Below are 23,242 nucleotides of genomic sequence, written 5' to 3'. Positions count from 1 at the left end.
CCACCGGATGTGACGGCGGAGCTCATGTCACCCGGCGGATTTCCGCCCGGGCATGAAGATGAGCGCGACCAGAGCCAGTCCGACCGCGCCGCCGACGAGTTGCATGCCGACGAAGCCCGGCACCGAGCCCGGCGCGATGCCCGCGAAGGTGTCGGTGAAGGCGCGGCCGACGGTCACCGCCGGGTTGGCGAAGGACGTGGACGAGGTGAACCAGTAGGCGGCGCCGATGTAGGAGGCGACGGCGGCCGGGGCGAACCGGAGCCGGTCGACGCGGGCCAGACCGAAGATCAGCAGGATCAGGCCGGCGGTGGCTACGGCCTCGCCGAGCAGCAGATGGCCCGCGGACCGGTCGTGGGTGGACCACTGCACCAACGGCTCGCCGAACATCGCGTCGGCCAGGATCGCGCCCGCGATCGCGCCCACGACCTGGGCGGGCAGGTACACGGCCACCTCGCGTGCGGTGACCCCGGCGCCACCGCGGCGCGCCGTCCACCACTCGGCCAGTGTGACGACCGGGTTGAAGTGCGCCCCGGAGACCGGGCCGAGCAGGAGGATGAGGATGCCGAGGCCGAACACGGTGGCCGTGGAGTTGGCGAGCAGTTGCAGACCGACGTCCCGGGTCAGGTCGGTCGCCTGGATGCCGGAGCCGACCACGACCGCCACGAGCAGGGCGGTGCCTACGAGTTCGGCGGACGCCCGGGCTACCAGGGGCGTACGAGGTGGGGTCGCGCCCGGCGCGGGAGCGGGGGCCGTTGACGCGGGCGGCGCGGTCGGGGCGGCTTCGGTGGGGGTCACGGGCAGGCCCTCTTGTTCTGTGCGGCGGCGCGAGCGGACTCGGCCAGGTCGGCGAACTGACCGGCGAGCGTGGCGATGACGTCGGGCTTGAGCCGGTAGTAGGTGAACCGCCCGCACGGCTCCGTCTCGACGACCCCGGCCTCGCGCAGCACCCGCAGATGGTTGGAGAGGTTGGTCTGCCGGGCGCCGGTCTCCTCCACCAAATGAGTCGTGCACAGCGTCTCTTCGGCGAGCAGGGTCACGATCCGGAGCCTGAGCGGGTCGGCCAGTACCCGGATCAGATCAGTGTCGACTGACGTCATCATGTGCTGATACTGTCACATCAGTGGTGGCTGACACCACCGGTGGCTGATGTCATTCACGCCTGCTGCCGTCGTGAGAGACGAGAGAGACCTCCGATGTCCGACAAGCCCTCCGTGCTGTTCGTCTGCGTCCACAACGCCGGACGGTCCCAGATGGCCGCCGCGTGGCTGACCCACTTGGCCGGCGACCGCGTCGAGGTCCGCTCCGCCGGCTCCAACCCCGGTGAGCACGTCAACCCGGCCGCTGTCGAGGCCATGGCCGAGGTCGGCATCGACATCTCCGCCGAGGTACCGAAGATGCTCACCGTCGACGCCGTCAAGGAGTCCGACGTCTGCATCACCATGGGCTGCGGCGACACCTGCCCCGTCTTTCCCGGCAAGCGCTACCTGGACTGGCGGCTGGAGGATCCGGCGGGCCAGGGCGTCGAGGCGGTCCGCCCGATCCGGGACGAGATCAAGGTGCTGGTCGAGGGCCTGATCAAGGAGATCGCGCCGGAGCCCGGGGCCTGAGCGGCGCCGGGAGCGGCGTTCGCTGCGGCGGCGCTTGCCCGGTCTGTCCCGGCGGGCGGTGTCTCGGCCTGGCTCCGCAGGACACCGCGGACAGGGGCGGCGGCGACATCCGGCCCCTCCGCGACACCGTCGAGCACCGCGCCCGCGGGCCTCTCGACGAGCTCGGCGGGTCGGCGCGGGCCTGTAACGGCCGCGCTGAACCGCCTCGCCGCCGTCCCCGGACGAAGGGGCAGCGGCTGTCGCAAGCCCGTTCGGTATCGGACAAGCCCGGCGAAGGCCCCGCACCGCGGCCTCGGCTGCGGGACAGTGGGAACACGCGAAACGAGGAGGCCGGTCCGGAGGGGGACGCCATGCTGAGGACTCCCGTCAGTGAACGACGGCTGGACATTCTGGAGTGGCTGAAGGACCCGGCCGCGCACTTCCAACCCCAGCGCCACGGCGACCTCGTCGAGGACGGGGTCACCTCCGACGCCGTCGCCGAGAAACTCGGAGTGCCCCGCCCGGTCGCCGACACTCACCTGAACCTGCTCGTCGGCATCGGTCTGCTCCGCACCCGCCGCATCCGGCGCCGCACCTACTACCGGCGCGACGAAGTGCGCATCGCCGAGGTGGCCCGCTTGTTCGAGAAGGGCTGGTAGGAACGGATGCAGACGAACCGCCCCCAACCGCTCGTCCCGTACCGGTGCGTGGCGATCGGCGGCCGCGGCCCCGAGGACGTGGTCGCGGACGCCCGCGGCCGGGTGCTCACCGGCGTCGCGGACGGCCGAATCCTGCGTCTGGACGGCCTGACGGATCCCGACGACGCCCGTGTCGAGACCCTCGCCCGCACCGGCGGCCGTCCGCTGGGCCTGGAACTCCTTCCCGACGACGCCCTGTTGGTCTGCGACGCCGAACGGGGCCTGCTGCGCGTCGACCTCGCGGACGGCACCGTCCGCGTCCTCGCCGACTCGGTGGCGGGGGAGCGGCTGCGGTTCTGCAGCAATGCCGTGGCCCTCGCCGACGGCAGCGTCTGCTTCACCATGTCCAGCCGCCGCTACCCCTTGGAGCAGTGGATCGGGGACATCGCCGAACACGCCGGCACAGGGCGCCTGTTGCGTCTGGCGCCCGGCGAGGACACTCCCGAAGTCCTCCTGGAGGGACTGCACTTCGCCAACGGTCTCGCCCCGAGCGCCGACGAGTCCTTCCTGGTCGTCGCCGAGACCGGCGCGTACCGCCTCACTCGCTACTGGCTCACCGGACCGAAGGCGGGACGGTCGGAACCCTTCGCCGAGAACCTCCCCGGCATGCCCGACAACCTGTGGCGCGGCGCCCCCGACGCCCCCTTCTGGGTCGCCCTGGCCGGCCCCCGCGTCCCACCCCTGGACCTGCTGCACCGCGCCACCCCCGCCGTCCGCCGCGCCGCCGCCCGCGTCGCGGTCCACGCCCCCTTCCGCCCGACCGGCACGATCGGCGCCCTGGCGTTCGACGACTCCGGCGCCACCGTCCACCACCTTGCCCACCAGCGCTCCCCGTTCCGCATGGTCACCAGCGTCTGCGAGGCGGCCGGCCACCTGGTCCTGGGCAGTCTGTGGGAGCGCGGTGTGGCCCTGTGCGAGCCGCCCGCTCCGAAGTGACCCGGCGTTACCCTGTTGACCGGCCGTGATCAGGCCGTCCCGGCAGGAGACGTACGACCATGACAGCCTCGGACACCGAACCGCCCCGTGTCCGCACCCCGAGAGCGCCCGTTCTGCGCGGCCAGGCGCCCGTCCTCGCCGTGGTCGCGCTCGGGGGAGCCCTCGGCGCCACCGCCCGCTACGGGCTGGCCCTGTGGTGGCCCCTCCAGCCGGGCGGGTTCCCCTGGGCGACCTTCTGGACCAACGTCGTCGGCTGCGCCGTGATCGGCGTGTTCATGGTCGTCATCACCGACGTGTGGGCCGCCCACCGCCTGGTCCGCCCCTTCTTCGGCACCGGCGTCCTCGGCGGCTTCACGACCTTCTCGACGTACGCCGTCGACATCCGGGCACTGATCGGCTCCGGCCACCCCGGCACCGGCCTGGCCTACCTCGCCGCGACCCTCCTCGCCGCCCTCACGGCGGTATGGCTCGCGGCCGCGGCCACCCGCCGCGCCCTGAAGTGGAGGCAGTGATGACGCGACTGACCGGCCGCGCGCTGCGCCTGACGGTCTTCGTCGGCGAGCACGACACCTGGCACCGCAAGCCCCTCTACAGCGAGATCGTGCACCGCGCCCACGCGGCGGGGCTGGCCGGTGCCAGCGTCTTCCGCGGGGTCGAGGGCTTCGGCGCATCCTCCCTGATCCACACCTCCCGTCTGCTGTCCCTGAGCGAGGACCTGCCGGTGGCGATCGTGATCGTCGACACCGAGGAACGAGTACGGGCCTTCCTCCCGCAGCTCGACGCACTCGTCACCGAGGGGCTGGTGGTCCTCGACGCGTGCGAGGTCATCAGATACGTCGGCCGAGGCGGCGCGGAAGGTGAGAACTCGTCGTGAACTGGCTGCTGGTGGTCGCGGGCGCCATGGTCGGCGCCCCGCTGCGCTATCTCACGGACCGCGCGGTGCAGTCCCGGCACGACTCGGTCTTCCCCTGGGGCACCTTCGCCGTGAACATCACCGGCTGCCTGGTCCTCGGCCTGCTCACCGGAACCGCGAGTGCCGACCTCCGACTGCTGCTCGGCACCGGTCTGTGCGGAGCGCTGACGACGTACTCGACGTTCTCCTACGAGACCCTGCGGCTGGCCGAGACCGGGGCGGGGCTGTACGCCGTCGCCAATGTCGCTTTGAGCGCGACGGCGGGCCTGGGCGCCGCTTTCGCGGGGGTCTGGCTCGCCGGGGCGTTGTGAGGTGAGGGCGGCGCACAGGTCCGACTGGCGGTGAATCGGCTTTCATCATTGCCCAGCTCTGAAACTTTCCTTTCAACCGTCTTGACACCGGCCTCCCGCCCCCCGGAGTATCACTCCCGTGAACCTGTCAGACAGCCGGACAGCCGGACAGCCTCCGCGGCGCGTCAGCGCCATGGAGGCCGTGCTCGCCCACCTGCGCGCCGCCATCGAACGCGGTGAGTACGCCGTGGGCGACAAGCTCCCCTCCGAGGCGGAGCTGTGCCGCACTCTGGAGATCAGCCGCCCGGTGCTGCGCGAGGCCCTGCGGGCCCTGCAGACCATGGGCCTGACCGTCTCCAAGACCGGCAAGGGCACCTTCGTGGTCGCCAACACCGTCGAGGACCCCACCTTCGGCGACTACGCGGCCAGCGACCTGCTGGAGGTGCGCCGGCACGTCGAGATCCCGGTCGCCGGATACGCGGCGGTGCGCCGCACCCCGGAGAACCTCGACCACATGGCCCATCTGCTCGACCGTATGGAACGCGAGACGGACACCACGGCGTGGGTCGCGATGGACACGCTGTTCCATCTCGCCGTGGCCGAGGCCGCCCAGAACCCGGTCTTCCGCCGGGTCATCGAGGAGATCCGGGACGCACTGGCGCGTCAGTCGGCCTTCCTCAACGAACTGGGCGGTCGCCGTGAGCAGTCCAACCGCGAGCACCGGGCCATCGTCGAGGCGCTGATCGACGGTTCCGAGCACGACGCGGTGGAGGCCATGTCCCATCACCTCGACCGCGTCGAGAACACTCTCACCGACATCGTGCGCCCGCCGCGCACGAGCACCACCACGGAAGGCGGAGGCGAGCGTTGAGCGAGCAGTCCCTGCACGAAGGCGTGCAGAAACGTTCCGGCCATGTCGACGCCGGAGACGCGGGCTACAGCAAGTCCCTCAAGTCCCGGCACGTCAACATGATCGCCATCGGCGGCGCCATCGGCACCGGCCTCTTCCTCGGAGCCGGCGGCCGCCTCGCCGACGCGGGGCCGTCCCTCTTCATCGCCTACGCCGTCTGCGGCGTCTTCGCCTTCCTCGTCGTGCGAGCCCTCGGCGAACTCGTGCTGTACCGCCCGTCCTCCGGCGCCTTCGTGTCCTACGCCCGTGAGTTCATGGGCGAGAAGGGCGCCTACACCGCGGGCTGGATGTACTTCCTCAACTGGGCCACCACCGGCATCGCCGACATCACCGCGGTGGCGACGTACACCCACTACTGGGGCATGTTCTCCGACATCCCGCAGTGGGTGATCGCGCTCATCGCCCTGGCCGTCGTCCTCACCGTGAACCTGATCTCGGTGAAGATCTTCGGCGAACTGGAGTTCTGGTTCGCCATCGTCAAGGTCGGCGCGCTCGTCGTCTTCATGTGCATCGGCATCTTCCTGCTGGTCACCCAGCAGCCGGTCGACGGCCACACCCCCGGCCCCTCGCTCATCACCGACAACGGCGGTCTCTTCCCCAGCGGCCTGCTGCCCATGCTGCTGATCATCCAGGGCGTCGTCTTCGCCTACGCCTCCGTCGAACTCGTCGGCGTCGCCGCGGGCGAGACCGAGAACCCCGAGAAGATCATGCCGAAGGCGATCAACTCGATCATGTGGCGCGTCGGTCTGTTCTACGTCGGCTCCGTCGTCCTGCTGTCGATGCTGCTGCCCTGGTCGTCCTACAAGGCGGGCGAGAGCCCCTTCGTCACCGTGCTCTCCAACATCGGCGTCCCGGCGGCCGGCGGCGTGATGAACCTCGTCGTCCTCACCGCGGCCATGTCCTCGCTCAACTCCGGCCTGTACTCCACCGGCCGCATCCTGCGCTCCATGGCGATGTCCGGCTCCGCCCCGAAGTTCACCGGCGTGATGAGCCGCAGCCAGGTTCCGTACGGCGGCATCCTGCTCACCAGCGGTATCTGTGTCCTCGGCGTCGGCCTCAACTTCGTCGTCCCCGCCGACGCGTTCGAGATCGTCCTCAACTTCGCGGCGATCGGCATCCTCGCGACCTGGGGCATGATCATGATCTGTCACCTGCTCTTCTGGCAGAAGACGCAGAAGGGCGAGCTCGACCGCCCCGGCTACCGGCTGCCCGGCTCCCCCTGGACCGAACTCGTGACGCTGGCCTTCCTCGCCTCCGTCCTGGTCCTCATGTACGCCGACGGAGGTGCCGGCCGCACCACCGTGCTGTGCCTGCCCCTGATCGCCGCCGCGCTCGTCGCCGGCTGGTACGGCATCCGCAGCCGTGGCGCGCGCACCGACGTTCCCAAGGCCGACGCGTGATCCGCCCCCCGGCCACCACCCACCCGAGAATCAGGCAGTGATGCACAGCAGTTCCCTCGCGGCCGCACCCCTCGTCCGTGAACCCCTCCACGCCCCCGTCGCCCACCTCGTCCGCGGCGGGGTCGTGGAAGGGATCCACTACGGTTCGGTCGTCGTCCTCGGAACCGAGGGCGAGGTCCGCTTCCAGCTCGGCGACATCGAGGCCGCGTTCTATCCGCGGTCGGCGCTGAAGCCCGTCCAGGCCGTCGCCATGGTCCGCGCCGGGCTGCCGCTCGACGGTGAGCTGCTCTCGCTCGCCGCCGCCAGCCACTCCGGCGAGGAGCGGCACCTGGAGGGCACCCGGCGGATCCTGGAGCTCGCCGGCGTCCGCGAGGGCGACCTGCGCAACGTGCCCGACATGCCGTTCGACCCGGTCGTACGGGACGCGTGGGTGCGGGAGGGGCGGCTGCCGTCGCGGCTGGCCCAGAACTGCTCCGGCAAGCACGCGGCGATGCTCTACACCTGCCGGTTGAACGGGTGGCCGCTGGAGGGGTATCTCGACCCCGGCCATCCGCTGCAGCAGGCGATCGCCGAGATCGTCGAGGACCTCACGGGGCAGCGGATCGCGCGGGTGACCGTCGATGGCTGCGGCGCGCCGTTGTTCTCCGTCTCGCTGCACGGGCTGGCGCGCGCGGCGGCTCGTATCACCACCGCGGCGCCGGGGACCCCCGAGGCGCGGGTCGCCGACGCGATGCGGGAGCACGCCGAGATGGCCTCCGGATCCGGGCGGGACGTGGCCGCGCTGATGCGGGCCGTGCCGGGGCTGTTGGCCAAGGACGGGTTCGAGGGTGTGCAGGTCGCCGCGCTGCCCGACGGGCGAGCTGTTGCCGTGAAGATCGCCGACGGGGCCGGTCGGGCACGGGTCCCCGTCGGGGCGGCGGCGCTCGCATGGGCCGGGGTCGATCCGTCCCTGCTCACCGAGTTCCGGGGAGAGGCGGTTCTCGGGGGCGGTCGGGCGGTCGGATGCGTACGGCCTGTTCGTTCGCTGGAGCCCGTCGCTGTTCCGGGCTGCGCCTGAGGGTTCGCCGGATCCGCTGTTCGGCGACTGCGGGCCCGTTGTGGCCGGTCGCGCGGTCTTTCGCGCCCCCAGGTATGCCTCCCTTCACCTTTCCAGAAAGTAGAGCTCTCTCATGACTGCCGCCGTCACCCGTAGCGAACACGATCTGCTCGGCGACCGTGCTGTTCCCGCCGACGCCTACTGGGGTGTTCACACCCTGCGCGCCACCGAGAACTTCCCCATTACCGGTACGGCCATTTCCGCCTACCCGCACCTCATCGACGCGCTCGCCGCGGTGAAGGAGGCCGCCGCTCTCGCCAATGAGGAGCTGGGGCTGCTGGAGGCGAGGAAGGCCGCCGCGATTGTCGCCGCCTGCCGGGAGATCCGTGGCGGCAAGCTGCACGACCAGTTCGTCGTCGACGTCGTTCAGGGCGGGGCCGGCACCTCGACCAACATGAACGCCAACGAGGTCGTGGCGAACCGGGCGTTGGAGCTGCTGGGGCACGAGAAGGGGCAGTACCGCTATCTGCACCCCAATGAGGACGTGAACCTCGGCCAGTCGACCAATGACGTCTACCCCACCGCCGTGAAGATCGCGACGGTGTTCGCGGTCCGCGGGCTGCTCAAGGCGATGGGGGTCTTGCAGGACTCCTTCGCCCGCAAGGCCGTCGAGTTCCGCGATGTGCTCAAGATGGGCCGGACGCAGTTGCAGGACGCGGTTCCCATGACGCTGGGGCAGGAGTTCTCGGCCTACGCCGTCATGATCGACGAGGACCGGCACCGTCTGGACGAGGCGGTCCAGTTGATCCATGAGATCAACCTGGGAGCCACCGCCATCGGTACGGGACTCAACGCCCCCGCCGGATACGCCGAGGCGGCCCGTCGCCACCTCGCTTCGATCACCGGGCTGCCGCTGGTGACCGCCGCCAACCTGGTCGAGGCGACCCAGGACTGCGGCGCGTTCGTGCAGATGTCGGGCGTGCTGAAGCGGATCGCGGTCAAGCTCTCGAAGAGCTGCAACGACCTGCGGCTGCTGTCCTCCGGGCCGCGTGCCGGACTCGGTGAGATCAACCTGCCGCCGGTGCAGGCCGGTTCGTCGATCATGCCGGGCAAGGTCAACCCGGTGATCCCGGAGGTCGTCAACCAGGTCGCCTTCGAGGTGATCGGCAACGACGTCACCATCACCATGGCGGCGGAGGCCGGCCAGCTCCAGCTGAACGCCTTCGAGCCGATCATCCTGCACTCCTTGTCGGAGTCCGTCACGCATCTGCGCACCGCCTGCCTCACCCTCGCCGAGCGCTGCGTGGACGGGATCACCGCCAACACCGAGGAGCTGCGCCGGACGGTGGAGAACTCCATCGGTTTGGTCACCGCACTCAACCCGCACATCGGGTACACGGCCGCCACGGACATCGCCAAGGAGGCTCTCGCCTCCGGCCGAGGGGTCGCCGAACTCGTCCTGGAGAAGGGCTTGTTGCCCGCCGAGAGGCTCGCCGACCTGCTGCGCCCGGAGATCCTCGCGGGCCGTGGCCGCTCGTCCGACCTGCCCTGACCTGCTGAGGCGCGCCAGGACCGGCCCGGAGGCACAATGGTGATCATGAGTGTTCCACCGTCGTCCCAGACCTTCCTGCCGGTCCTGGAACGCATCGCCGACGAGATCGGGCGCACCCCGGGCCGGGGCCGGGCCGCCGACTACATCCCGGCGCTCGCGGCCTGCGACCCGCGCAGCTTCGGCATGGCCGTCGCCGAGCTGGACGGGACGGTGTACGGGGTGGGTGAGTGGCGCGAGCCCTTCTCCACCCAGTCCATCACCAAGGTCTTCACCCTCGCTCTGGACCTGGCCCGCGAGGGCGACGAACTGTGGGAGCACGTGGGCCGCGAACCCTCCGGCAACCCCTTCAACTCGCTGGTGCAGCTGGAGTACGAGAACGGCATCCCGCGCAACCCGTTCATCAACGCCGGCGCCCTCGTCGTCACCGACCGCCTCCAGACCCGTACCGAGGACGCGGCGGGCGAACTCCTCGCGTTCCTGCGGGCGGAGAGCGGCAACCGGGGCCTCGACTTCGACCAGGATGTCGCCGCCTCCGAGTCCGCGCACGGCGACCGTAACGCCGCCCTCGCCCACTTCATGGCGTCGTACGGCAACATCGACAACGACGTGCCGGCCCTGCTGGACCAGTACTTCCGGCAGTGCTCGATCCGCGCCTCCTGTGCCGACCTGGCTCTGGCCACCGGTTTCCTGGCCCGCCACGGAGTCCGGGCCGACGGCTCCCGCCTGCTCACCCGCAGCCAGGCCAAGCAGGTCAACGCGGTCATGCTGACCTGCGGCACCTACGACGCGGCGGGCGACTTCGCCTACCGCGTGGGCCTGCCCGGCAAGAGCGGCGTGGGCGGCGGCATCATCGCGGTGGTCCCCGGCCGCTGCACACTCTGCGTCTGGAGCCCCGGCCTGGACGAACGCGGCAACTCGGTGGCAGGGGTGGCGGCCCTGGACCGCTTCACGACGCTCACGGGCCTGTCGGTGTTCTGAGACGGCCGCCGACGCGGTTCCAGCGATCCGGTGCGCGGGCGGTGTACGGGTGACGGCTCTGCCGCGCCTCTGTCAGAGATGTGCCCCTTTTCTGAGACTCTGTCACTAAATCTGCTCAAATTGGCACGAGTACGTCCTTAAGGGGTGCGCTTGAACGCGGTGAAGCGGAGCCGGGTGACGAGTACTGCCGCAGGAATCTCGGCGGTGGTGCTTCTGCTGCTGACGGGGTGTGAGATGCCGGGGGTCTACCGGCCCGCGCGCCCGGCCTCGGGCGGTCCATACACCTTCTACGTGAGTCCCGACGGCGACGACGACAACGACGGCATGTCCCCGGAGAAACCATGGCGGACCCTGGACCACGCCAACAGCGTGCGCTACCGGCCCGGTGACCGGCTGCGGCTGAAGGGAGGCGAGCGGTTCCGCGGCAGTATCACACTGGGCGAGGACGAGGCGGGCAACGCCAGGAACGCGGTCGTCATCGAAGCGTACGGCACCGGCCGCGCGACCGTCCTGCCGCGCGGGAGGTCCGCCATCACCGTGCACGACACCGCCGGCGTGGAGATCAGGAACCTCTCCCTCGTGGGAGACCGCAAGGCGCGGCGCGAGGGCGTCGGGATCGACGTCCGCACCACGCTTCCGGGCAGTCGCAGGCTCAGCCACGTCACGATCTCGAACGTCGAGGCCAGGGGATTCCAGAACGGCATCAGCTTCGGAGCTGAGGAGGGAGCCGTCGCGGGCTTCGACGACGTACGGATCTCCGATGTGTCGGTGCACCACAACCTCGAGAGCGGACTCGCCTTCTACGGCCCTGAGTTCGATGCCGACCGCCCCGCCTACGCACACGAAGGGCTGCGCATCGAGCGGGTCAAGGCGTACGCCAACTCCGGGAACCCCAAGAGCGACGACCGCAACACGGGCAGCGGCATCACGCTCGGCAGCGTCGAGAACGCCCGGGTGAGGCACTCGGTGGCCCACCACAACGGATCGCGGTCGGCCGCCGACGCCGAAGAGGGCCCCGAGGGCATGTGGGTGTACGACTCCACCGAAGTGGTGCTGGAGAACAACAGGTCGTACCGCAACCGCACCGGGTCGAGAGTCGACGGCGGTGGCTTCGGCCTCGACAACAACGTGTCCTCCTCCGTCATGCAGTACAACCTCGCCTACGGCAACGACGGGCCCGGGTTCCTCGTCTACTCCGGGCAGTCGACCGGCGCCCACCGGGACAACGTCGTCCGCTTCAACATGAGCTGGGACGACGCCCGGAAGCTGCCCGAGTACGGCGGCATCGTCGCCTACGGCACCCGGATGAAGGACCTGGAGATCTACCACAACACGGTGGTGATGCGCTCGACGGGCCTGGCCTCCGCGGAGGCGGCCGGGAGCCGGCCTCCGGCGCTGCGGCTGCGCGACGGCATGCGGGGCGTGCGCGTCCGGAACAACATCCTCGCCACCGACGGCGGCCCTGTCGTGGTGACGGAGTCGGCGTACGAGCCGGGCACGATCCTGCTCCAGGGCAACAACTACTACAGCACGGGCCCCTGGTCGCTGGAGTGGGGTCCGCAGAGCTTCGCCTCGCTGGAGGACTGGCGCGACTCCTCCCAGCAGGAGTTCCTCGCCGGGGAGCCGGTCGGCACCAGTGACGACCCGTGCCTGACCGGTCTCGCGGTCCCGGTCACCGATCGGGTGCGCGCCGGGAACCTGGTGCCCCGCTGCGAGGTCGAGGCGCCGGCGGCCGTGGGTCCGCAGACACTGGGCCCCGAGCTCGGTGGCGCCGACTACTTCGGCAAGGCCCTCCCGAAGTCGTTGACGGCCGGCGCCGCGCAGCCCGGCACCGCTCCCTGAGCGGAGCGCGCGGACTCCGCACGACTCTGCCCTGCTCTCACGGTCGAAGATCGTGCGAGCAGGGCAGAGGAGTTTTCCGGGGCGGGGCTAGGGTCTGCCCGCCGGCAGCGCCGGGGCCGCCGCGGCGCGGGCCGCCGGTGCGGTCTGCGCCGCGATCGTGGTCCGCAGCGGCTCCGCGACGGGGGCGCACGGCAGGCGGTCCGCCGGGGTGGGCCGGCCCAGCGCCCGCACCGTCCAGCCGGCGGTCCGCCACTCGTCGTGCGGGAGGGCGTTGCGCGCGTCGATGAGGAGCGGCCGGCCCACTACTCGGGCCAGCTCGGCCGGGTCCAGCGCGCCGTAGTGGTCCCACTCGGTCAGGTGCAGCACGATGTCGGCGCCCTGGCAGGTCTCCTCCAGCTCGGAGCCGCAGTGCAGTTGAGGGTGGGCGAGCCGAGCGTTGGCGGCGCCCACCGGGTCGTGCACGCGGACCTCGGCACCCTCACGGTGCAGCGCCGCCGCGACGGCCAGTGCCGGGGAATCGCGTACGTCGTCGCTGTTCGGCTTGAAGGTGGCGCCCAAGACGGCGACCCTGCGTCCCTCGAGGTCGCCGCCGACCATCTCACGGGCGAGCCCGACGGTCCGGGCCCGCTGCCGTTCGTTGATCTCGTCCACCTGGAGGAGGAACGAGACCGCCGGGCCGACGCCCAGCTCCTGGGCGCGGGCGGTGAACGCCCGGATGTCCTTGGGTAGGCAGCCCCCGCCGAAGCCCAGGCCCGCCCTGAGGAAACGCCGACCGATCCGGGGGTCGTGGCCGAGGGCGTCGGCGAGGGTGACGACGTCCGCGCCCGCGGCGTCGCAGACTTCCGCCATCGCGTTGATGAAGGAGATCTTCGTGGCCAGGAAGGAGTTGGCCGCGACCTTGACGAGTTCGGCGGTGTTCGGGTCGGTGCTGATGTACGGCACGCCCGCTTCCAGCATCGGCGCGTACACATCGCGCAGCATGGCGTCCGCGCCCGGGCTGGTCACTCCGACCACGAGACGGTCCGGACGCAGCGTGTCCTCGACCGCGAAACCCTCCCGCAGGAACTCGGGGTTCCAGGCCACCTCCGCCCGCACCCCCGGCGGGATCAGTCCCGCGATGCGGTCGGCCAGGCGTGAGGTCGTGCCCACCGGGACCGTGGACTTGCCGACCACCAGACACCGCGTGGTCAGGTGCGGCGCCAGCCCGTCGACGACGGCGTCCACATGGCGAAGGTCCGCCGCCCGGCCGTCGGCCCGCTGCGGAGTGCCTACGCACAGGAAGTGGACCTCGCCGTGCGCCGCTGCCTCGCGCAGGCTGGTGGTGAAGCGCAGGCGACCCGAGGCCAGCGCCCGGGTCAGTACCTCGTCGAAGCCCGGTTCGTAGAAGGGGGCCCGGCCCTCGGCGAGAGCCTTGATCTTCTCGGCGTCGACGTCCACTCCGAGGACGTCGTGCCCGATGTCGGCCATGCACGCGGCGTGCACAGCTCCCAGGTATCCCGTACCGATGACGGTCAACCGCATGCGTAGTTCTCCTGTCTGGAGCAGAGATGTGGGTGAGAAGGCGTACGGGACGTGTCAGGGGCCGTAGCCGTACGGGTTGTGCTGCTGGAAGTTCCAGGCGTCGCGGCACATCGCGGCCAGGTCTCGCTGTGCGGTCCACCCCCACTTCGCGGTGACCTTCGCCGGATCGGCGACGAGTTCCGCCACGTCGCCGGGGCGGCGCTCGGTGACGCGGTAGGGGATCGGCTTTCCGGAGACCTCCTCGAAGACGCGCACGAGGTCGAGGACGGACGCGCCGTACCCGGTGCCGAGGTTGAAGACCCGCATGCCGGGCTCGTCGTCGATGTGGTCCAGGGCGACCCGGTGTCCTTCGGCGACGTCGACGACATGCAGGTAGTCGCGGACCCCGGTGCCGTCCGGCGTCGGGTAGTCGTCGCCGAAGACGCTGAGCTCCTCACGGCGTCCCACGGCGATCTGGGTGAGGAACGGCATGATGTTGTTGGGCACACCGCGCGGGTCCTCGCCGAGCAGGCCGGTGGGGTGTGCGCCCGCCGGGTTGAAGTACCGCAGCGCCAGCACGCGCAGTTCGGGCACGTGCCGGCACTGGTCCGCGAGGATCTGCTCGCAGGTCCACTTGGTGGTGGCGTAGGGGTTGGTGGGCGCGGCCGGGGACTCCTCGGTCAGCGGGACGGTCGTCGCGTCGCCGTAGATCGAGCAGGACGACGAGAACACCAGCCGGTGCACGCCGTGGTCGTGCATCGCCGACACCAGTGCCGTGGTGCCGCCCACGTTGATGTCGTAGTACGTGAGGGGGATCCGGACCGACTCGCCGACGGCCTTCTTCGCGGCGAAGTGGATCACCGCGTCGATCCGGTGGCGGGAGAAGACGGCGTCCAGGGACCGCCGGTCCCGTACGTCCGCGACGTGGACCGAGGCGAGCGGGCGGCCCGCGATCTTCTCGACGCGTTCGAGGGCTACGGGCGAGCTGTTGGAGTGGTCGTCGAGGACGACCACCTCGTGGCCGGAGCGGAGGAGTTCGACGCAGGTGTGACTGCCGATGAACCCGGCGCCCCCGGTGACCAGGACCGTCTGGGACACGTGGAACCTCATTTCTTGATCGGCCGAGAGGCCGTCACCAGGCGAAGAAGCCGGTGAGATAGGTGGGGAAGACGAAGGACGCCAGCGCCAGGGGAAGCAGGGACACCAGGCCGGCGCAGAGGGGGAGGGCGGCTGTGCCCACCGCACGGAAGAAGGAGGCGCCCGTCGCCCGCTTGGTCTCCCTCACGTGCAGAGCGCCGATGGCGAGCGTCGTGGCGGCGTAGGAGGCGGCACCGAGGAGACACAGGAAGACGTAGCCGACGGCCGGGCCGGTGAACTGGCCGACGAGAGCGGAGCCCGACAGGAAGAGCGTGATCAGCAGGTACGGAGCGACCGTGCGCAACGGCAGCGGCTCCAGTCCGTCCCGCTTCTTCGGGGTGACCTTGAAGGTGATCTGGCGGGGGCGCAACTTCTGCATGAGGGCGGCCAGCACACCCCAGGCGACGTAGGGCCAGCGGGAGAGCCCGAAGAGCCAGATCTCCCAGCTGAAGATCGGTGCGTCCTTGGGACGCAGCAGTCCGCGCCGGCGGCACAGCAGGGTCAGCAGGATCAGCCAGACGGACATGCTCCAGAAGTGCCCCAGGAACTCGACGTAGTTGACGTCGATCCAGGGAGCACCCGTGACGGCGGCGATCGGCGGCAGGAGGATGCCCATGATGGTCGCCACGGCCAGCAGCGGGTAGTACATCAGCGCGGCGCAGAAGCGCACCCGCAGCTTGAACGACATCCGCCCGAGGTGGCGCGGCAGCATCCCGAGCAGCATGACGGCGAGACTGCGGGACCACTGGAACTCCTGCGTGATCATCGCGCCGAAGGTGAGCGGACCCTCGCCGTGGGCCTCGGCGTCGATCGCGAAGGCGCCCTGCCAGCCGGCCGAGTTGAGCAGGAACGTGGTGGAGAAGTCCTCCGCCAGTTCCGGGCCGAGGCCACCGATGTCCCGCAGCGCCTGTGTGCGTACGGCGTAGTGCGAGCCGATGCAGACCGGGGCGAGCCCGGCGGAGTGGCCCAGTTGCACCGGGCCGTGGAACATCGCCTCGCGGTGCAGCCGGCCGCGGGCGGCCCAGGACTCGTCGGCGTTGGAGTCGCAGATGCTGGGAGCCGCGACGTAGCCGATGCCCGGATCGGCGAAGGGACGGACGACCTCGGTGAGGTACCCGGGGCCGGGAACGTGATCGCAGTCGAGCTGGGCGACCACGTCGTAGTGGGCGTAGCCCCAGTGGTCGTAGAAGAAGGCGAGGTTGCCCTCCTTGCACCGGGTGCGACGCGGCCACTGGGCGCGGTGGTAGTCGGCGCGGCCGCGGCGGCAGGAGACCTGTACACCGTGGGCCCGGCACCACTGGAGGATGTCCTCGGAGGGGTCCTCGTCGCACAGCCAGACGTCGTAGGCGTACGGGAAGTTCTGGTCGAGCATCGCCTCCAGCGTGGTGCGGGCGATGTCCCAGCCCTCCGACGGAGCGCGGGTGACCACGAACGCGGTGCGCAGGGCCGGCACCTCGACGGCCGGACTGACCCGCCGGATGCGGAGCATCGCCACGAGGAAGTGCATCGGCAGGTAGGTCAGGTACAGCAGCAGCGCGCTGTTGATGACGAGGCCCGGCCAGCCGATGCGGTGGGAGGGCTGGAGCCACCAGATCCAGAACCAGACGAAGCAGGCGCTCCAGCCGAGGGACAGGAACACGACGAGCAGGCGGTCGAGGCGCGAGAACGCCCGCAGGTAGCTCGAGGGGCGGACTCCGAGACCGCGCGTCGGCCGCGCGAGGACCGGGCCGTCCGGGCCGATGGACGCCACGGCGCCGCCGGACAGGTAGCGGATCTGTTCGCCCAGCTCGGCCCATTCGGCGGGGGTGCCGGGAGCGGGTGCGGGATGCGGGGGGCTCGGGACGGTACGGGTCCCCTGGACGGGACCCTGCTCCAACGACGTCATGACAGCGACTTCTCCGGGCGGCGCGACAGCGGGCCGTTGCGTGTGGGGGACGGGGAGGGAGGCGACGGGCCGCGTCGGGTCGGGTGCACCCGCGCGGCCCGGTGTGCGTCAGTTGTCGGAAAGGGAGGGCGGCACGGACACGGCGCCGGACGGCAGGCCGGCGGCGGCGGTCGCCGGGCCGGGGATCGTCTGGGCCGCGCCCACGGGGATCACCGCGGTGGTCAGCGGGACCGTCTCGTCCTGGCCGCCGCGGATCGCGGCGGCCGACGCGCCGAGCCGGTCGGGGCGGGCGCTGAAGTAGGCGACGGTCCGGCGCAGGCCCTCGGTGATGTCGACCTCCGGCTGCCAGCCGAGTGTCTCCTGGGCCCGGGTGATCACCGGACGGCGGCGGACGGGGTCGTCGACGGGCAGCGGGTGGTATTTCACCGGGGAGGAGGATCCCGTCATCTCCCGCACGATCTGGGCGAGTTCGGCGACCGTGCGCTCGACCGGGTTGCCGAGGTTGAAGGGTCCCAGCTCCGCCGAGTCGAGGAGCGCGACGAGACCGCGGACGAGGTCGTCGACGTAGCAGAAGCTGCGGGTCTGCGTGCCGTCACCGTAGATGGTGAGCGGTTCGCCGGTCAGTGCCTGGGTGATGAAACTGGACACCACCCGGCCGTCGTGCGGTCGCATCCGCGGGCCGTAGGTGTTGAAGATCCGGGCGATGCCCACGTTGACGCCGTGGGTGCGGCGGTAGGCGGCGGACACCGCTTCCGCGTAGCGCTTCGCCTCGTCGTACACGCTGCGGGGCCCGATGGAGTTGACGTTGCCCCAGTAGTCCTCCTGTTGCGGGTGGACCAGCGGATCGCCGTAGATCTCGCTGGTCGACGCGAGGATGAAGCGGCAGTTGTGGCGCCGGGCCAGGCGCAGGGCGTTCTCGGTGCCTCGGCTGCCGACCGCGAGGGTCTCCAGCGGCTGGCGCAGATAGTCCGGCGGGGAGGCGGGGGACGCCAGGTGGGCGACGGCGTCGACGCGGCCGTGGATCTCCACGGAGACGCTGACGTCGGCGTGGTGGAACTCGAAGTGGGGGTCGGACAGCAGATGTGTGATGTTCTCGGGATCACCCGTCGAGAAATTGTCGAGGCACACCACCGAGTCTCCGCGCCGCAAGAGCGCTTCGCACAGGTGCGACCCAAGGAAACCACCGCCACCGGTTACGGCAACGCGCATCTGTTTCTCCCGGATTGAGATAGCGAAATGGCCGTACGGCTGTCTCGCGACGAACGATGGACGACAGAGGACGACAGACTGGAAAAGGGCCGCCGGACGAGCTCGGCGAGTGCGGTTCTCTCCGATGGCGCAGGGCGAGCATATGGACATATGGTGTGTTTTTGGTGATGCAATACCGGGAGTAGGCCATTTGGCCGACGCATTCCGAGAACACTCACCGATTCCGGCGAAACACCGGGCGCGCAGCGGCGTCTGAGCGGCCGTCAAATGCGGTTGATCGTGTGCTCGGCCCCGGGAGAGGATCGCCGCATGTTCTCGCGCAAGCCTCGCCGCCCCTCGTCCCCCGCACTCCTCAAGGCCTGGGAGGCGCTGGACTCCGGGGACATACCCGGCGCGCTGCGGCAACTGCGGTCCGGCACCGATGATCTGCCGCTCGGGGAAGTGGCCCTCGTGGTCGCCCGGGCCGCCGGGGCCGCCGGATTCGACGACCTGAAGAGCGCCGCCGACGCGGTCGCCGCCCGCCCCGACAGGCCCCAGGAGCTCTACGACTTCGGGTACGCGTGCGTGGAGCGAGGCGTCGCCCATCTGGCGATCCCCGCGCTGCGGGAGGCGCTCCGGCTGGTGCCGGGGTCGAAGGCCGCGCTGCGCGAACTGGTCTCCGCGTACGAGCGCGAGGAGCGGCACGGCGAGGCCGTGGAGGTGCTGGCCGCGCACGAGGGCGAACTGGCCGACTGGCCCGACCGGTATCTGCTCGTCCACAACGCCCTCATGGCCGGTGACCTCGAACTCGCCCGTCGTCAGCACGCCCTGCTGACCGACCCGGAGGACCCGCAGTGGGCGCCCGCGCGGGCCCGTCAGAACCGCATGCTGCGGCGGGCGGCGCGTGCGGTCGGTCCGCTGGACCGCACCGATCTGCGCGGGTGGCAGTACGTCCTGGGCGGCACCGTCCTCGGCACCCTGTCCCCGTACGGCTTCGGGGCGGGCATGAGCGGGCGGTACGCGTGGCTGCAGGACACCTACGACCAGTGCCTGCGCGGACTGTCGCGCCTGAAGGTGGTGCTCGACGCGGCGGCGGTACGGCCGACGTCCGTCTCGCTTCTGCCCGACCGGAGCAGCCGCGTTCTCGGCCTGGCCGCGGCCGAGGTGCTCGGACTTCCCGCGCTGGACTTCGCGCCCGAGCGGACGGACACCGTGGTCGTGGCGTACGACCTGAACGACGTGGCCCCCGAAATCATCGGTCAGCTCTTCGACCGTACGCCCGGCCAGGTGCTGCACGAGCACGCCGGCTGCTGGACCGACACCCCGGCCGTCACCGCCGACAGCGTCACGCTGCTCCACCAGTCGGCGACGGCGCCCTGGGAGGGCGTGCTGCGCCAGTCGGAAGACGGCGGGGTGGAGCGCTCGGCGCCGGACGACCGCCCCGAGGCCGAGATCGCCGCGGACATCGTCGCCGCCAACCCCACCCCGGACGAGGGCGACGGCGAGACCCCTGCGGACCCGGACGAGCGACTGGCGGAGTTCGTCGCGGCCGTACGCGACACCTGGCTCCAGGGCGACCGCGCCCGCCTGCCGTCCTCGGGGCCGGTGCCCAGCTCCCGCTTCATGTGAGCGGCACCCAGCCGAAACCCCTCGCGGCGGAGGGCGGATCTGCCACAGTCGAACGGCACGGACACCACCACCATCCCGACTTTGGGGGACGAATGATCGCGCGAGTGGCGGTTTGGGAGCCAATGCCGGACGACGACCGGGACTGGGTGCTGGACGCGGCGGCCGGTGTCCCGGGGGTCCACGGGGCGTACCACCTCGTCGACCCGGCCACCGGCAACGGTCTGTCCGTAGCCTTCTTCGAGGACGAGACCGCCGCCGCGGCCGCGCGGGAGGCGATCGTGCGGCGGGCGGAGGAGATCGGCTGGCACGACAGCCCCCACCCCGCGCCGGTCTCCGAGACGATGTACCAGGTCATGCGGCACGTCTAGGGCCCGAGCCACGCCTCGGCGGCCTTGACCCGCCGCTGTCGCGGGCCGTCGGCGTCGCCCCACTCGTCCACCACCACCTCGTCGCCCACGGACAGCCTCCCCGACCGCACCACCGAGAACTTCGTGCCGAACACGACGCCTCCGCTCGCCGCGCACCGGTGGCTCGCGAGCGTGCGCAGGGGCTCCTTGCCCGTCCGTGTCCCGGTCTCCTGGTCGACCAGGGTCACCGCGCAGCGCACCGCGAGTTTGGCGTAGGCCAGTTCCGTCGCGCCGATCCTGATGCGGCGGGCGCGGTCAGCAGGTGTACGGCGCTGCTGTCGGCGTAGCCGGACGGGCCGGGAGTCCAGCCGTCGGCGATGCGGTCGTGTTCCGGGGGGACGCGGACCAGGCGGCTGGGGGTGGCGAGGACGTCTGAGAGCCAGGCTGCGGCTTCCTCGCCCTGGTCGATGCCGAGTAACGCTTCGCCGAAGAGGTCGACACCGCGGCGCGGTGCTGTCGTGGTGACGTCGATGGTCAGCGTCGCACCGGCCGCCGAGAGGGTGAGGCTGCTGCCGTCGCGGCTCACCGTGGGGTGGATCAGGGCCAGTCGGGGGTGGCGGCGCCGGGTGCGGCAGACGCCGTCCTCGCCTACGACCATGAAGACGCGGTCGTGCGCCAGGCCCGCCGGAGTGAGCAGTGCGTCGCTCGCCCCCGTACCCGCGCATCCCTTCACGGGGTAGCAGCCCGCACCAGCCACGCACCGGTCACACTCAGGCTTCCCTCCGGAGGTTCTCGCGTCGATTTCCGGCCACCCGGGGTTGACACGCTGACCGCGTGCTGGCCATGGCCTTTCCCGTCGATCTCCGCCGCTGCCAGGTGCTCGGCCTTGCCGGTACCGCCGTCCTCGCGGCAGGCGGCGGAACCGCAGGAGCGCTCCCGGTCCGGGACCTCCTCGCCCCGTCCTCGGCCGAGGCGGCCCTCGGGCTGATCGGCGTGTACTTCGGCGTCGTCCTGCTGATAGCGGCGTGGGCGCTCCTGGGCCGCCTGCTGCTCGGCAGCGAGCCGCCGACACCGCGCGCCCTGCTGGTCACGCTCGCCGTGTGGGCGGTCCCGCTCCTGCTCGCACCCCCGCTGTTCAGCCGGGACGTCTACAGCTACCTCGCGCAGGGCGCCATGGTCGACGCCCACATGGACGTGTACGCCCACGGCCCCGCCCGACTCGGCGGCCCCCTCGCGGAGGAGGTCGCCCCGCTCTGGCAGCACACCGGAGCGCCGTACGGACCGGTCTTCCTCGCCCTCGCCTCCGCGCTGTCCGCGCTCACCAGCGGTGAACTGCCCGCCGGACTCCTCGGGATGCGCGTGGTCGCCCTGCTCGGTGTCGCCCTGATGGCGGCAGCGCTGCCCCGGCTGGCCCGGCACAGCGGCGCCGACCCGGGCGCAGCGCTGTGGCTGGGCGCCCTGAACCCGCTCGTGCTGCTGCACCTGGTCGCGGGCGCCCACAACGACGCCGTCATGCTCGGCCTGCTCGGCCTCGGCCTGGTCGCCGCCCTGGGCCGTCGGCCGGTCCTGGGCGCCGTACTCGTCACCCTCGCCGCCCTGGTCAAGGCGCCCGCCGTGCTCGGCCTGGCCGCGGTGATCGTGCTCCAGGTCCGGGCGGGCCACCGCCCGGCCAGGGCCGTCCCGACGACCACGGCCGCGGCCGTCGCCACGACGGTCGCCGCGACCACGGTCGCCGGTACCGGATACGGCTGGATCGGCGCCCTCAACACCCCGGTCTCCCCGCAGAACTGGGCGCTCACCAGCCTCCTCGGCCGGGCCACCCGCGCGCTGCTGGAGGGCCTCGGCAGCGACCTGGCGCCGCTCGCGGTCCCCGCCTGGCACGCGTTCGGGATCGTCATCGCCGTGGTCGCCATCGCCGTCATATGGCTACGGCTCAGGCTGCGCCCGGTGTACGCGCTCGGTCTCAGCCTCGCCGCCGTGGCCGCCTTCGGCCCGGCGGTCCGGCCCTGGTACGCCCTGTGGGGCCTGTTCCTCATCGCCGCCGCGGCGCCCAGCGCCTCGGTACGGCACCGGGTGGCGGCCGTGACGGGCGCACTGGCGCTGGCCACGCTGCCCAGCGGCGGCCCGGCGGACGCGGGGCAGTTGGTGCTCGCGGTCTCCGGCGGGGTGCTGGCCGTGGTCGTGCTGTGGCAGGCCCACCAGGCGGAACTCGCCCCGGCCTGGGGGCGTACCGCATGAGACCGCCCTCGACCGACCGCGGCCGACTGCTGCTGGTGCTCGTCCTCGCCGCCGCGGTGACGGCGTTCACCGCGACCGTGCCGCTGCTGCGTGACTGGTTCGACCTGCGCGTCTACCACGGCACCGTGGACTCCTGGGTCCATCACGGCGGCCGTATCTACGACTATCTCGTGCCCGGCACGACCTACGGCTTCACCTACCCGCCGTTCGCCGCCGTCGCGATGCTGCCGATGGCCCTGCTGGGTTTGCCCGCCGCCATCGCCGTCGCCCTGCTGCTCAATCTCGCCGCGCTGGCGGTGGTGCTGCGCATCCTCGCCGGACGGGACTGGCGGCGCTACGGCTGGTTCGGCGTCGCCCTGGGGGCCTGTGCGCTGGCGCTGTTCGAGCCGCTGCGCGACACCTTCAGCTTCGGTCAGGTGAACATCCTGCTGCTGGCGCTGGTGCTGACGGACGCGTGGTTGCTGGCCACCGGCCGGGAACGCCGGGCCGGGGTCGGGATCGGCCTCGCCGCCGCGATCAAGCTCACGCCCGCCGTCTTCATCGGGCTGCTCCTGCTCTCCCGCCGCTGGCGGGCCGCGGGTGTCGCGACGGCCGTGGCCCTCGCGGCCACCGCCCTGGCGGCCTGGGTGACTCCGGGTGCCTCCCGGTTCTACTGGACGGAGGCGCTGTGGGACACGACCCGGATCGGCCGCCTGGAGTACGTCTCGAACCAGTCCCTGCAAGGGGTCCTGGCCCGGCTGGGTGAGACGGGCCGCCCGCTGTGGGCGGTCGCCGTGCTGCTGGTGCTGTGCGTGTGGGCGTGGCGGACGAGCCGGGCGGTGGCAGTGGGGGAGTGGATCGCGGCCTTCGCCCTGACCGGCCTGACCGCGTGTCTGATCAGTCCGATCACCTGGGTGCACCACCTGGTGTGGCTGCTGCCCGCCTTCGCGGTGCTCCTGCGCGCCGGGCACCCGCGCGTCGCGGGCGCCCTGTACGCGGTGCTGTGCACGAGCGTGGTGTGGCTGTGGTTCGACAACTCCTCCGGCATCGACGGCTTCCTCGGCTCCAACGTCTACGTCTGGATCACGCTCGGCCTGCTGCTGACGATGGCGGGCAGGGTCTCGGACTGGTCGAACGCCTCGCGTTCGTCGAGCACTTGGGTGGACTCGGCACTCCGCGGCAGGAACGCCGCCTGGTC

At 71.3% G+C, this 23,242-nt stretch carries 22 protein-coding genes and 1 pseudogene; 16 read left to right on the top strand and 7 right to left on the bottom strand.

Features of this window, described 5'->3' with window-relative positions; translation table 11 throughout:
- Nucleotides 1-27: 27 nt before the first annotated feature.
- Nucleotides 28-795, bottom strand: coding sequence for an aquaporin (locus ACWDRW_RS32455; RefSeq protein ID WP_451729512.1), 768 nt, complete (start codon nucleotides 793-795; stop codon nucleotides 28-30).
- Complete coding sequence (locus ACWDRW_RS32450) at nucleotides 792-1,100, bottom strand: ArsR/SmtB family transcription factor (RefSeq protein WP_451729509.1); 309 nt, start codon at nucleotides 1,098-1,100, stop codon at nucleotides 792-794. The genes ACWDRW_RS32455 and ACWDRW_RS32450 overlap by 4 nt, the downstream gene beginning before the upstream one ends.
- A gap of 93 nt (nucleotides 1,101-1,193) precedes the next feature.
- On the opposite strand from ACWDRW_RS32450, the gene ACWDRW_RS32445 reads away from it, so the two are divergent.
- The 12 genes from ACWDRW_RS32445 to ACWDRW_RS32390 all read left to right on the top strand — a co-directional run bounded on the left by ACWDRW_RS32445 (nucleotide 1,194) and on the right by ACWDRW_RS32390 (nucleotide 12,141).
- Nucleotides 1,194-1,607: an arsenate reductase ArsC gene (locus ACWDRW_RS32445; RefSeq protein ID WP_451729506.1), complete on the top strand. Its 414-nt coding sequence runs from the start codon at nucleotides 1,194-1,196 to the stop codon at nucleotides 1,605-1,607.
- A 350-nt stretch (nucleotides 1,608-1,957) separates the two neighbouring features.
- Nucleotides 1,958-2,245 (top strand): ArsR family transcriptional regulator, encoded by a 288-nt coding sequence (locus ACWDRW_RS32440; protein WP_451729503.1) that lies wholly within the window; start codon nucleotides 1,958-1,960, stop codon nucleotides 2,243-2,245.
- Between the two features lie 6 nt (nucleotides 2,246-2,251).
- Nucleotides 2,252-3,220 carry an SMP-30/gluconolactonase/LRE family protein gene (locus ACWDRW_RS32435; protein WP_451729501.1) on the top strand — a complete coding sequence of 323 codons (969 nt, stop codon included), beginning with the start codon at nucleotides 2,252-2,254 and terminating at the stop codon, nucleotides 3,218-3,220.
- Nucleotides 3,221-3,279: 59 nt separating this feature from the next.
- Complete coding sequence (locus ACWDRW_RS32430; RefSeq protein WP_451729498.1) at nucleotides 3,280-3,732, top strand: fluoride efflux transporter FluC; 453 nt, start codon at nucleotides 3,280-3,282, stop codon at nucleotides 3,730-3,732.
- Nucleotides 3,732-4,094: a DUF190 domain-containing protein gene (locus ACWDRW_RS32425; protein ID WP_451729495.1), complete on the top strand. Its 363-nt coding sequence runs from the start codon at nucleotides 3,732-3,734 to the stop codon at nucleotides 4,092-4,094. Before ACWDRW_RS32430 ends, ACWDRW_RS32425 begins: the two co-directional genes overlap by 1 nt.
- A complete protein-coding gene (crcB, locus tag ACWDRW_RS32420; protein ID WP_451729492.1) occupies nucleotides 4,091-4,444 on the top strand; it encodes a fluoride efflux transporter CrcB in 354 nt (117 codons plus the stop codon). Before ACWDRW_RS32425 ends, crcB begins: the two co-directional genes overlap by 4 nt.
- 172 nt (nucleotides 4,445-4,616) lie before the next feature.
- The gene (locus ACWDRW_RS32415) at nucleotides 4,617-5,294 is read left to right on the top strand and encodes a FadR/GntR family transcriptional regulator (protein WP_451729627.1); all 678 of its coding nucleotides are present in this window, start codon (nucleotides 4,617-4,619) and stop codon (nucleotides 5,292-5,294) included.
- On the top strand, nucleotides 5,291-6,733 hold the full coding sequence (locus ACWDRW_RS32410; RefSeq protein WP_451729489.1) for an amino acid permease: 1,443 nt from the start codon (nucleotides 5,291-5,293) through the stop codon (nucleotides 6,731-6,733). The genes ACWDRW_RS32415 and ACWDRW_RS32410 overlap by 4 nt, the downstream gene beginning before the upstream one ends.
- A 40-nt stretch (nucleotides 6,734-6,773) precedes the next feature.
- Complete coding sequence (locus ACWDRW_RS32405; RefSeq protein ID WP_451729486.1) at nucleotides 6,774-7,790, top strand: asparaginase; 1,017 nt, start codon at nucleotides 6,774-6,776, stop codon at nucleotides 7,788-7,790.
- Between the two features lie 112 nt (nucleotides 7,791-7,902).
- Nucleotides 7,903-9,321: an aspartate ammonia-lyase gene (gene aspA / locus ACWDRW_RS32400; protein WP_451729483.1), complete on the top strand. Its 1,419-nt coding sequence runs from the start codon at nucleotides 7,903-7,905 to the stop codon at nucleotides 9,319-9,321.
- A gap of 36 nt (nucleotides 9,322-9,357) precedes the next feature.
- A complete protein-coding gene (locus ACWDRW_RS32395) occupies nucleotides 9,358-10,299 on the top strand; it encodes a glutaminase (protein ID WP_451729480.1) in 942 nt (313 codons plus the stop codon).
- A 291-nt stretch (nucleotides 10,300-10,590) separates the two neighbouring features.
- Nucleotides 10,591-12,141: a right-handed parallel beta-helix repeat-containing protein gene (locus tag ACWDRW_RS32390; protein ID WP_451729477.1), complete on the top strand. Its 1,551-nt coding sequence runs from the start codon at nucleotides 10,591-10,593 to the stop codon at nucleotides 12,139-12,141.
- 87 nt (nucleotides 12,142-12,228) lie between these two features.
- Here ACWDRW_RS32390 and ACWDRW_RS32385 read toward each other — a convergent pair whose 3' ends face one another.
- From ACWDRW_RS32385 to ACWDRW_RS32370, 4 genes are all read right to left on the bottom strand, one after another.
- Nucleotides 12,229-13,662: a UDP-glucose dehydrogenase family protein gene (locus ACWDRW_RS32385; RefSeq protein ID WP_451729474.1), complete on the bottom strand. Its 1,434-nt coding sequence runs from the start codon at nucleotides 13,660-13,662 to the stop codon at nucleotides 12,229-12,231.
- Nucleotides 13,663-13,716: 54 nt separating this feature from the next.
- Nucleotides 13,717-14,739, bottom strand: a complete 1,023-nt coding sequence (gene galE / locus ACWDRW_RS32380) for a UDP-glucose 4-epimerase GalE (RefSeq protein ID WP_451729471.1) — start codon at nucleotides 14,737-14,739, stop codon at nucleotides 13,717-13,719.
- A gap of 34 nt (nucleotides 14,740-14,773) precedes the next feature.
- Nucleotides 14,774-16,663 (bottom strand): glycosyltransferase family 2 protein, encoded by a 1,890-nt coding sequence (locus ACWDRW_RS32375; protein WP_451729468.1) that lies wholly within the window; start codon nucleotides 16,661-16,663, stop codon nucleotides 14,774-14,776.
- A 108-nt stretch (nucleotides 16,664-16,771) separates the two neighbouring features.
- Nucleotides 16,772-17,872 carry a UDP-glucuronic acid decarboxylase family protein gene (locus tag ACWDRW_RS32370; protein ID WP_451729465.1) on the bottom strand — a complete coding sequence of 367 codons (1,101 nt, stop codon included), beginning with the start codon at nucleotides 17,870-17,872 and terminating at the stop codon, nucleotides 16,772-16,774.
- Nucleotides 17,873-18,181: 309 nt separating this feature from the next.
- Here ACWDRW_RS32370 and ACWDRW_RS32365 point away from each other — a divergent pair, with 309 nt between their 5' ends.
- Together ACWDRW_RS32365 and ACWDRW_RS32360 are read left to right on the top strand one after the other, a co-directional pair.
- Nucleotides 18,182-19,480 carry a tetratricopeptide repeat protein gene (locus tag ACWDRW_RS32365; protein ID WP_451729462.1) on the top strand — a complete coding sequence of 433 codons (1,299 nt, stop codon included), beginning with the start codon at nucleotides 18,182-18,184 and terminating at the stop codon, nucleotides 19,478-19,480.
- Nucleotides 19,481-19,602: 122 nt separating this feature from the next.
- A complete protein-coding gene (locus tag ACWDRW_RS32360) occupies nucleotides 19,603-19,848 on the top strand; it encodes a hypothetical protein (protein WP_451729459.1) in 246 nt (81 codons plus the stop codon).
- Here ACWDRW_RS32360 and ACWDRW_RS32355 read toward each other — a convergent pair.
- A pseudogene (locus ACWDRW_RS32355) lies at nucleotides 19,845-20,584 on the bottom strand (MOSC domain-containing protein). The gene ACWDRW_RS32360 and the pseudogene ACWDRW_RS32355 sit on opposite strands and share 4 nt — an antisense overlap.
- 86 nt (nucleotides 20,585-20,670) lie before the next feature.
- Between ACWDRW_RS32355 and mptB the strand changes: the two are divergent.
- Both mptB and ACWDRW_RS32345 read left to right on the top strand, forming a co-directional pair.
- The gene (gene mptB, locus ACWDRW_RS32350) at nucleotides 20,671-22,065 is read left to right on the top strand and encodes a polyprenol phosphomannose-dependent alpha 1,6 mannosyltransferase MptB (RefSeq protein ID WP_451729624.1); all 1,395 of its coding nucleotides are present in this window, start codon (nucleotides 20,671-20,673) and stop codon (nucleotides 22,063-22,065) included.
- Nucleotides 22,062-23,242, top strand: a 1,181-nt coding sequence (locus ACWDRW_RS32345; RefSeq protein ID WP_451729457.1) for a glycosyltransferase 87 family protein, incomplete at its 3' end; no start/stop codon positions are given. The genes mptB and ACWDRW_RS32345, both read left to right, overlap by 4 nt.

Source organism: Streptomyces sp. NPDC003635, assembly GCF_053587635.1.
Note: the sequence above shows the minus strand (reverse complement) of the source record. Positions and strands in the feature narration are given on the sequence as shown.

Excerpts from the sequence above, each read along its gene's own strand:
- ACWDRW_RS32450 (WP_451729509.1), bottom strand. The coding sequence starts at position 1,100 with ATGATGACGTCAGTCGACACTGATCTGATCCGGGTACTGGCCGACCCG.
- ACWDRW_RS32445 (WP_451729506.1), top strand. The coding sequence starts at position 1,194 with ATGTCCGACAAGCCCTCCGTGCTGTTCGTCTGCGTCCACAACGCCGGA.
- ACWDRW_RS32440 (WP_451729503.1), top strand. The coding sequence starts at position 1,958 with ATGCTGAGGACTCCCGTCAGTGAACGACGGCTGGACATTCTGGAGTGG.
- ACWDRW_RS32435 (WP_451729501.1), top strand. The coding sequence starts at position 2,252 with ATGCAGACGAACCGCCCCCAACCGCTCGTCCCGTACCGGTGCGTGGCG.
- ACWDRW_RS32430 (WP_451729498.1), top strand. The coding sequence starts at position 3,280 with ATGACAGCCTCGGACACCGAACCGCCCCGTGTCCGCACCCCGAGAGCG.
- ACWDRW_RS32425 (WP_451729495.1), top strand. The coding sequence starts at position 3,732 with ATGACGCGACTGACCGGCCGCGCGCTGCGCCTGACGGTCTTCGTCGGC.
- ACWDRW_RS32415 (WP_451729627.1), top strand. The coding sequence starts at position 4,617 with ATGGAGGCCGTGCTCGCCCACCTGCGCGCCGCCATCGAACGCGGTGAG.
- ACWDRW_RS32405 (WP_451729486.1), top strand. The coding sequence starts at position 6,774 with ATGCACAGCAGTTCCCTCGCGGCCGCACCCCTCGTCCGTGAACCCCTC.
- aspA (WP_451729483.1), top strand. The coding sequence starts at position 7,903 with ATGACTGCCGCCGTCACCCGTAGCGAACACGATCTGCTCGGCGACCGT.
- ACWDRW_RS32395 (WP_451729480.1), top strand. The coding sequence starts at position 9,358 with ATGGTGATCATGAGTGTTCCACCGTCGTCCCAGACCTTCCTGCCGGTC.
- ACWDRW_RS32385 (WP_451729474.1), bottom strand. The coding sequence starts at position 13,662 with ATGCGGTTGACCGTCATCGGTACGGGATACCTGGGAGCTGTGCACGCC.
- ACWDRW_RS32375 (WP_451729468.1), bottom strand. The coding sequence starts at position 16,663 with ATGACGTCGTTGGAGCAGGGTCCCGTCCAGGGGACCCGTACCGTCCCG.
- ACWDRW_RS32370 (WP_451729465.1), bottom strand. The coding sequence starts at position 17,872 with ATGCGCGTTGCCGTAACCGGTGGCGGTGGTTTCCTTGGGTCGCACCTG.
- ACWDRW_RS32365 (WP_451729462.1), top strand. The coding sequence starts at position 18,182 with ATGTTCTCGCGCAAGCCTCGCCGCCCCTCGTCCCCCGCACTCCTCAAG.
- ACWDRW_RS32360 (WP_451729459.1), top strand. The coding sequence starts at position 19,603 with ATGCCGGACGACGACCGGGACTGGGTGCTGGACGCGGCGGCCGGTGTC.
- mptB (WP_451729624.1), top strand. The coding sequence starts at position 20,671 with ATGGCCTTTCCCGTCGATCTCCGCCGCTGCCAGGTGCTCGGCCTTGCC.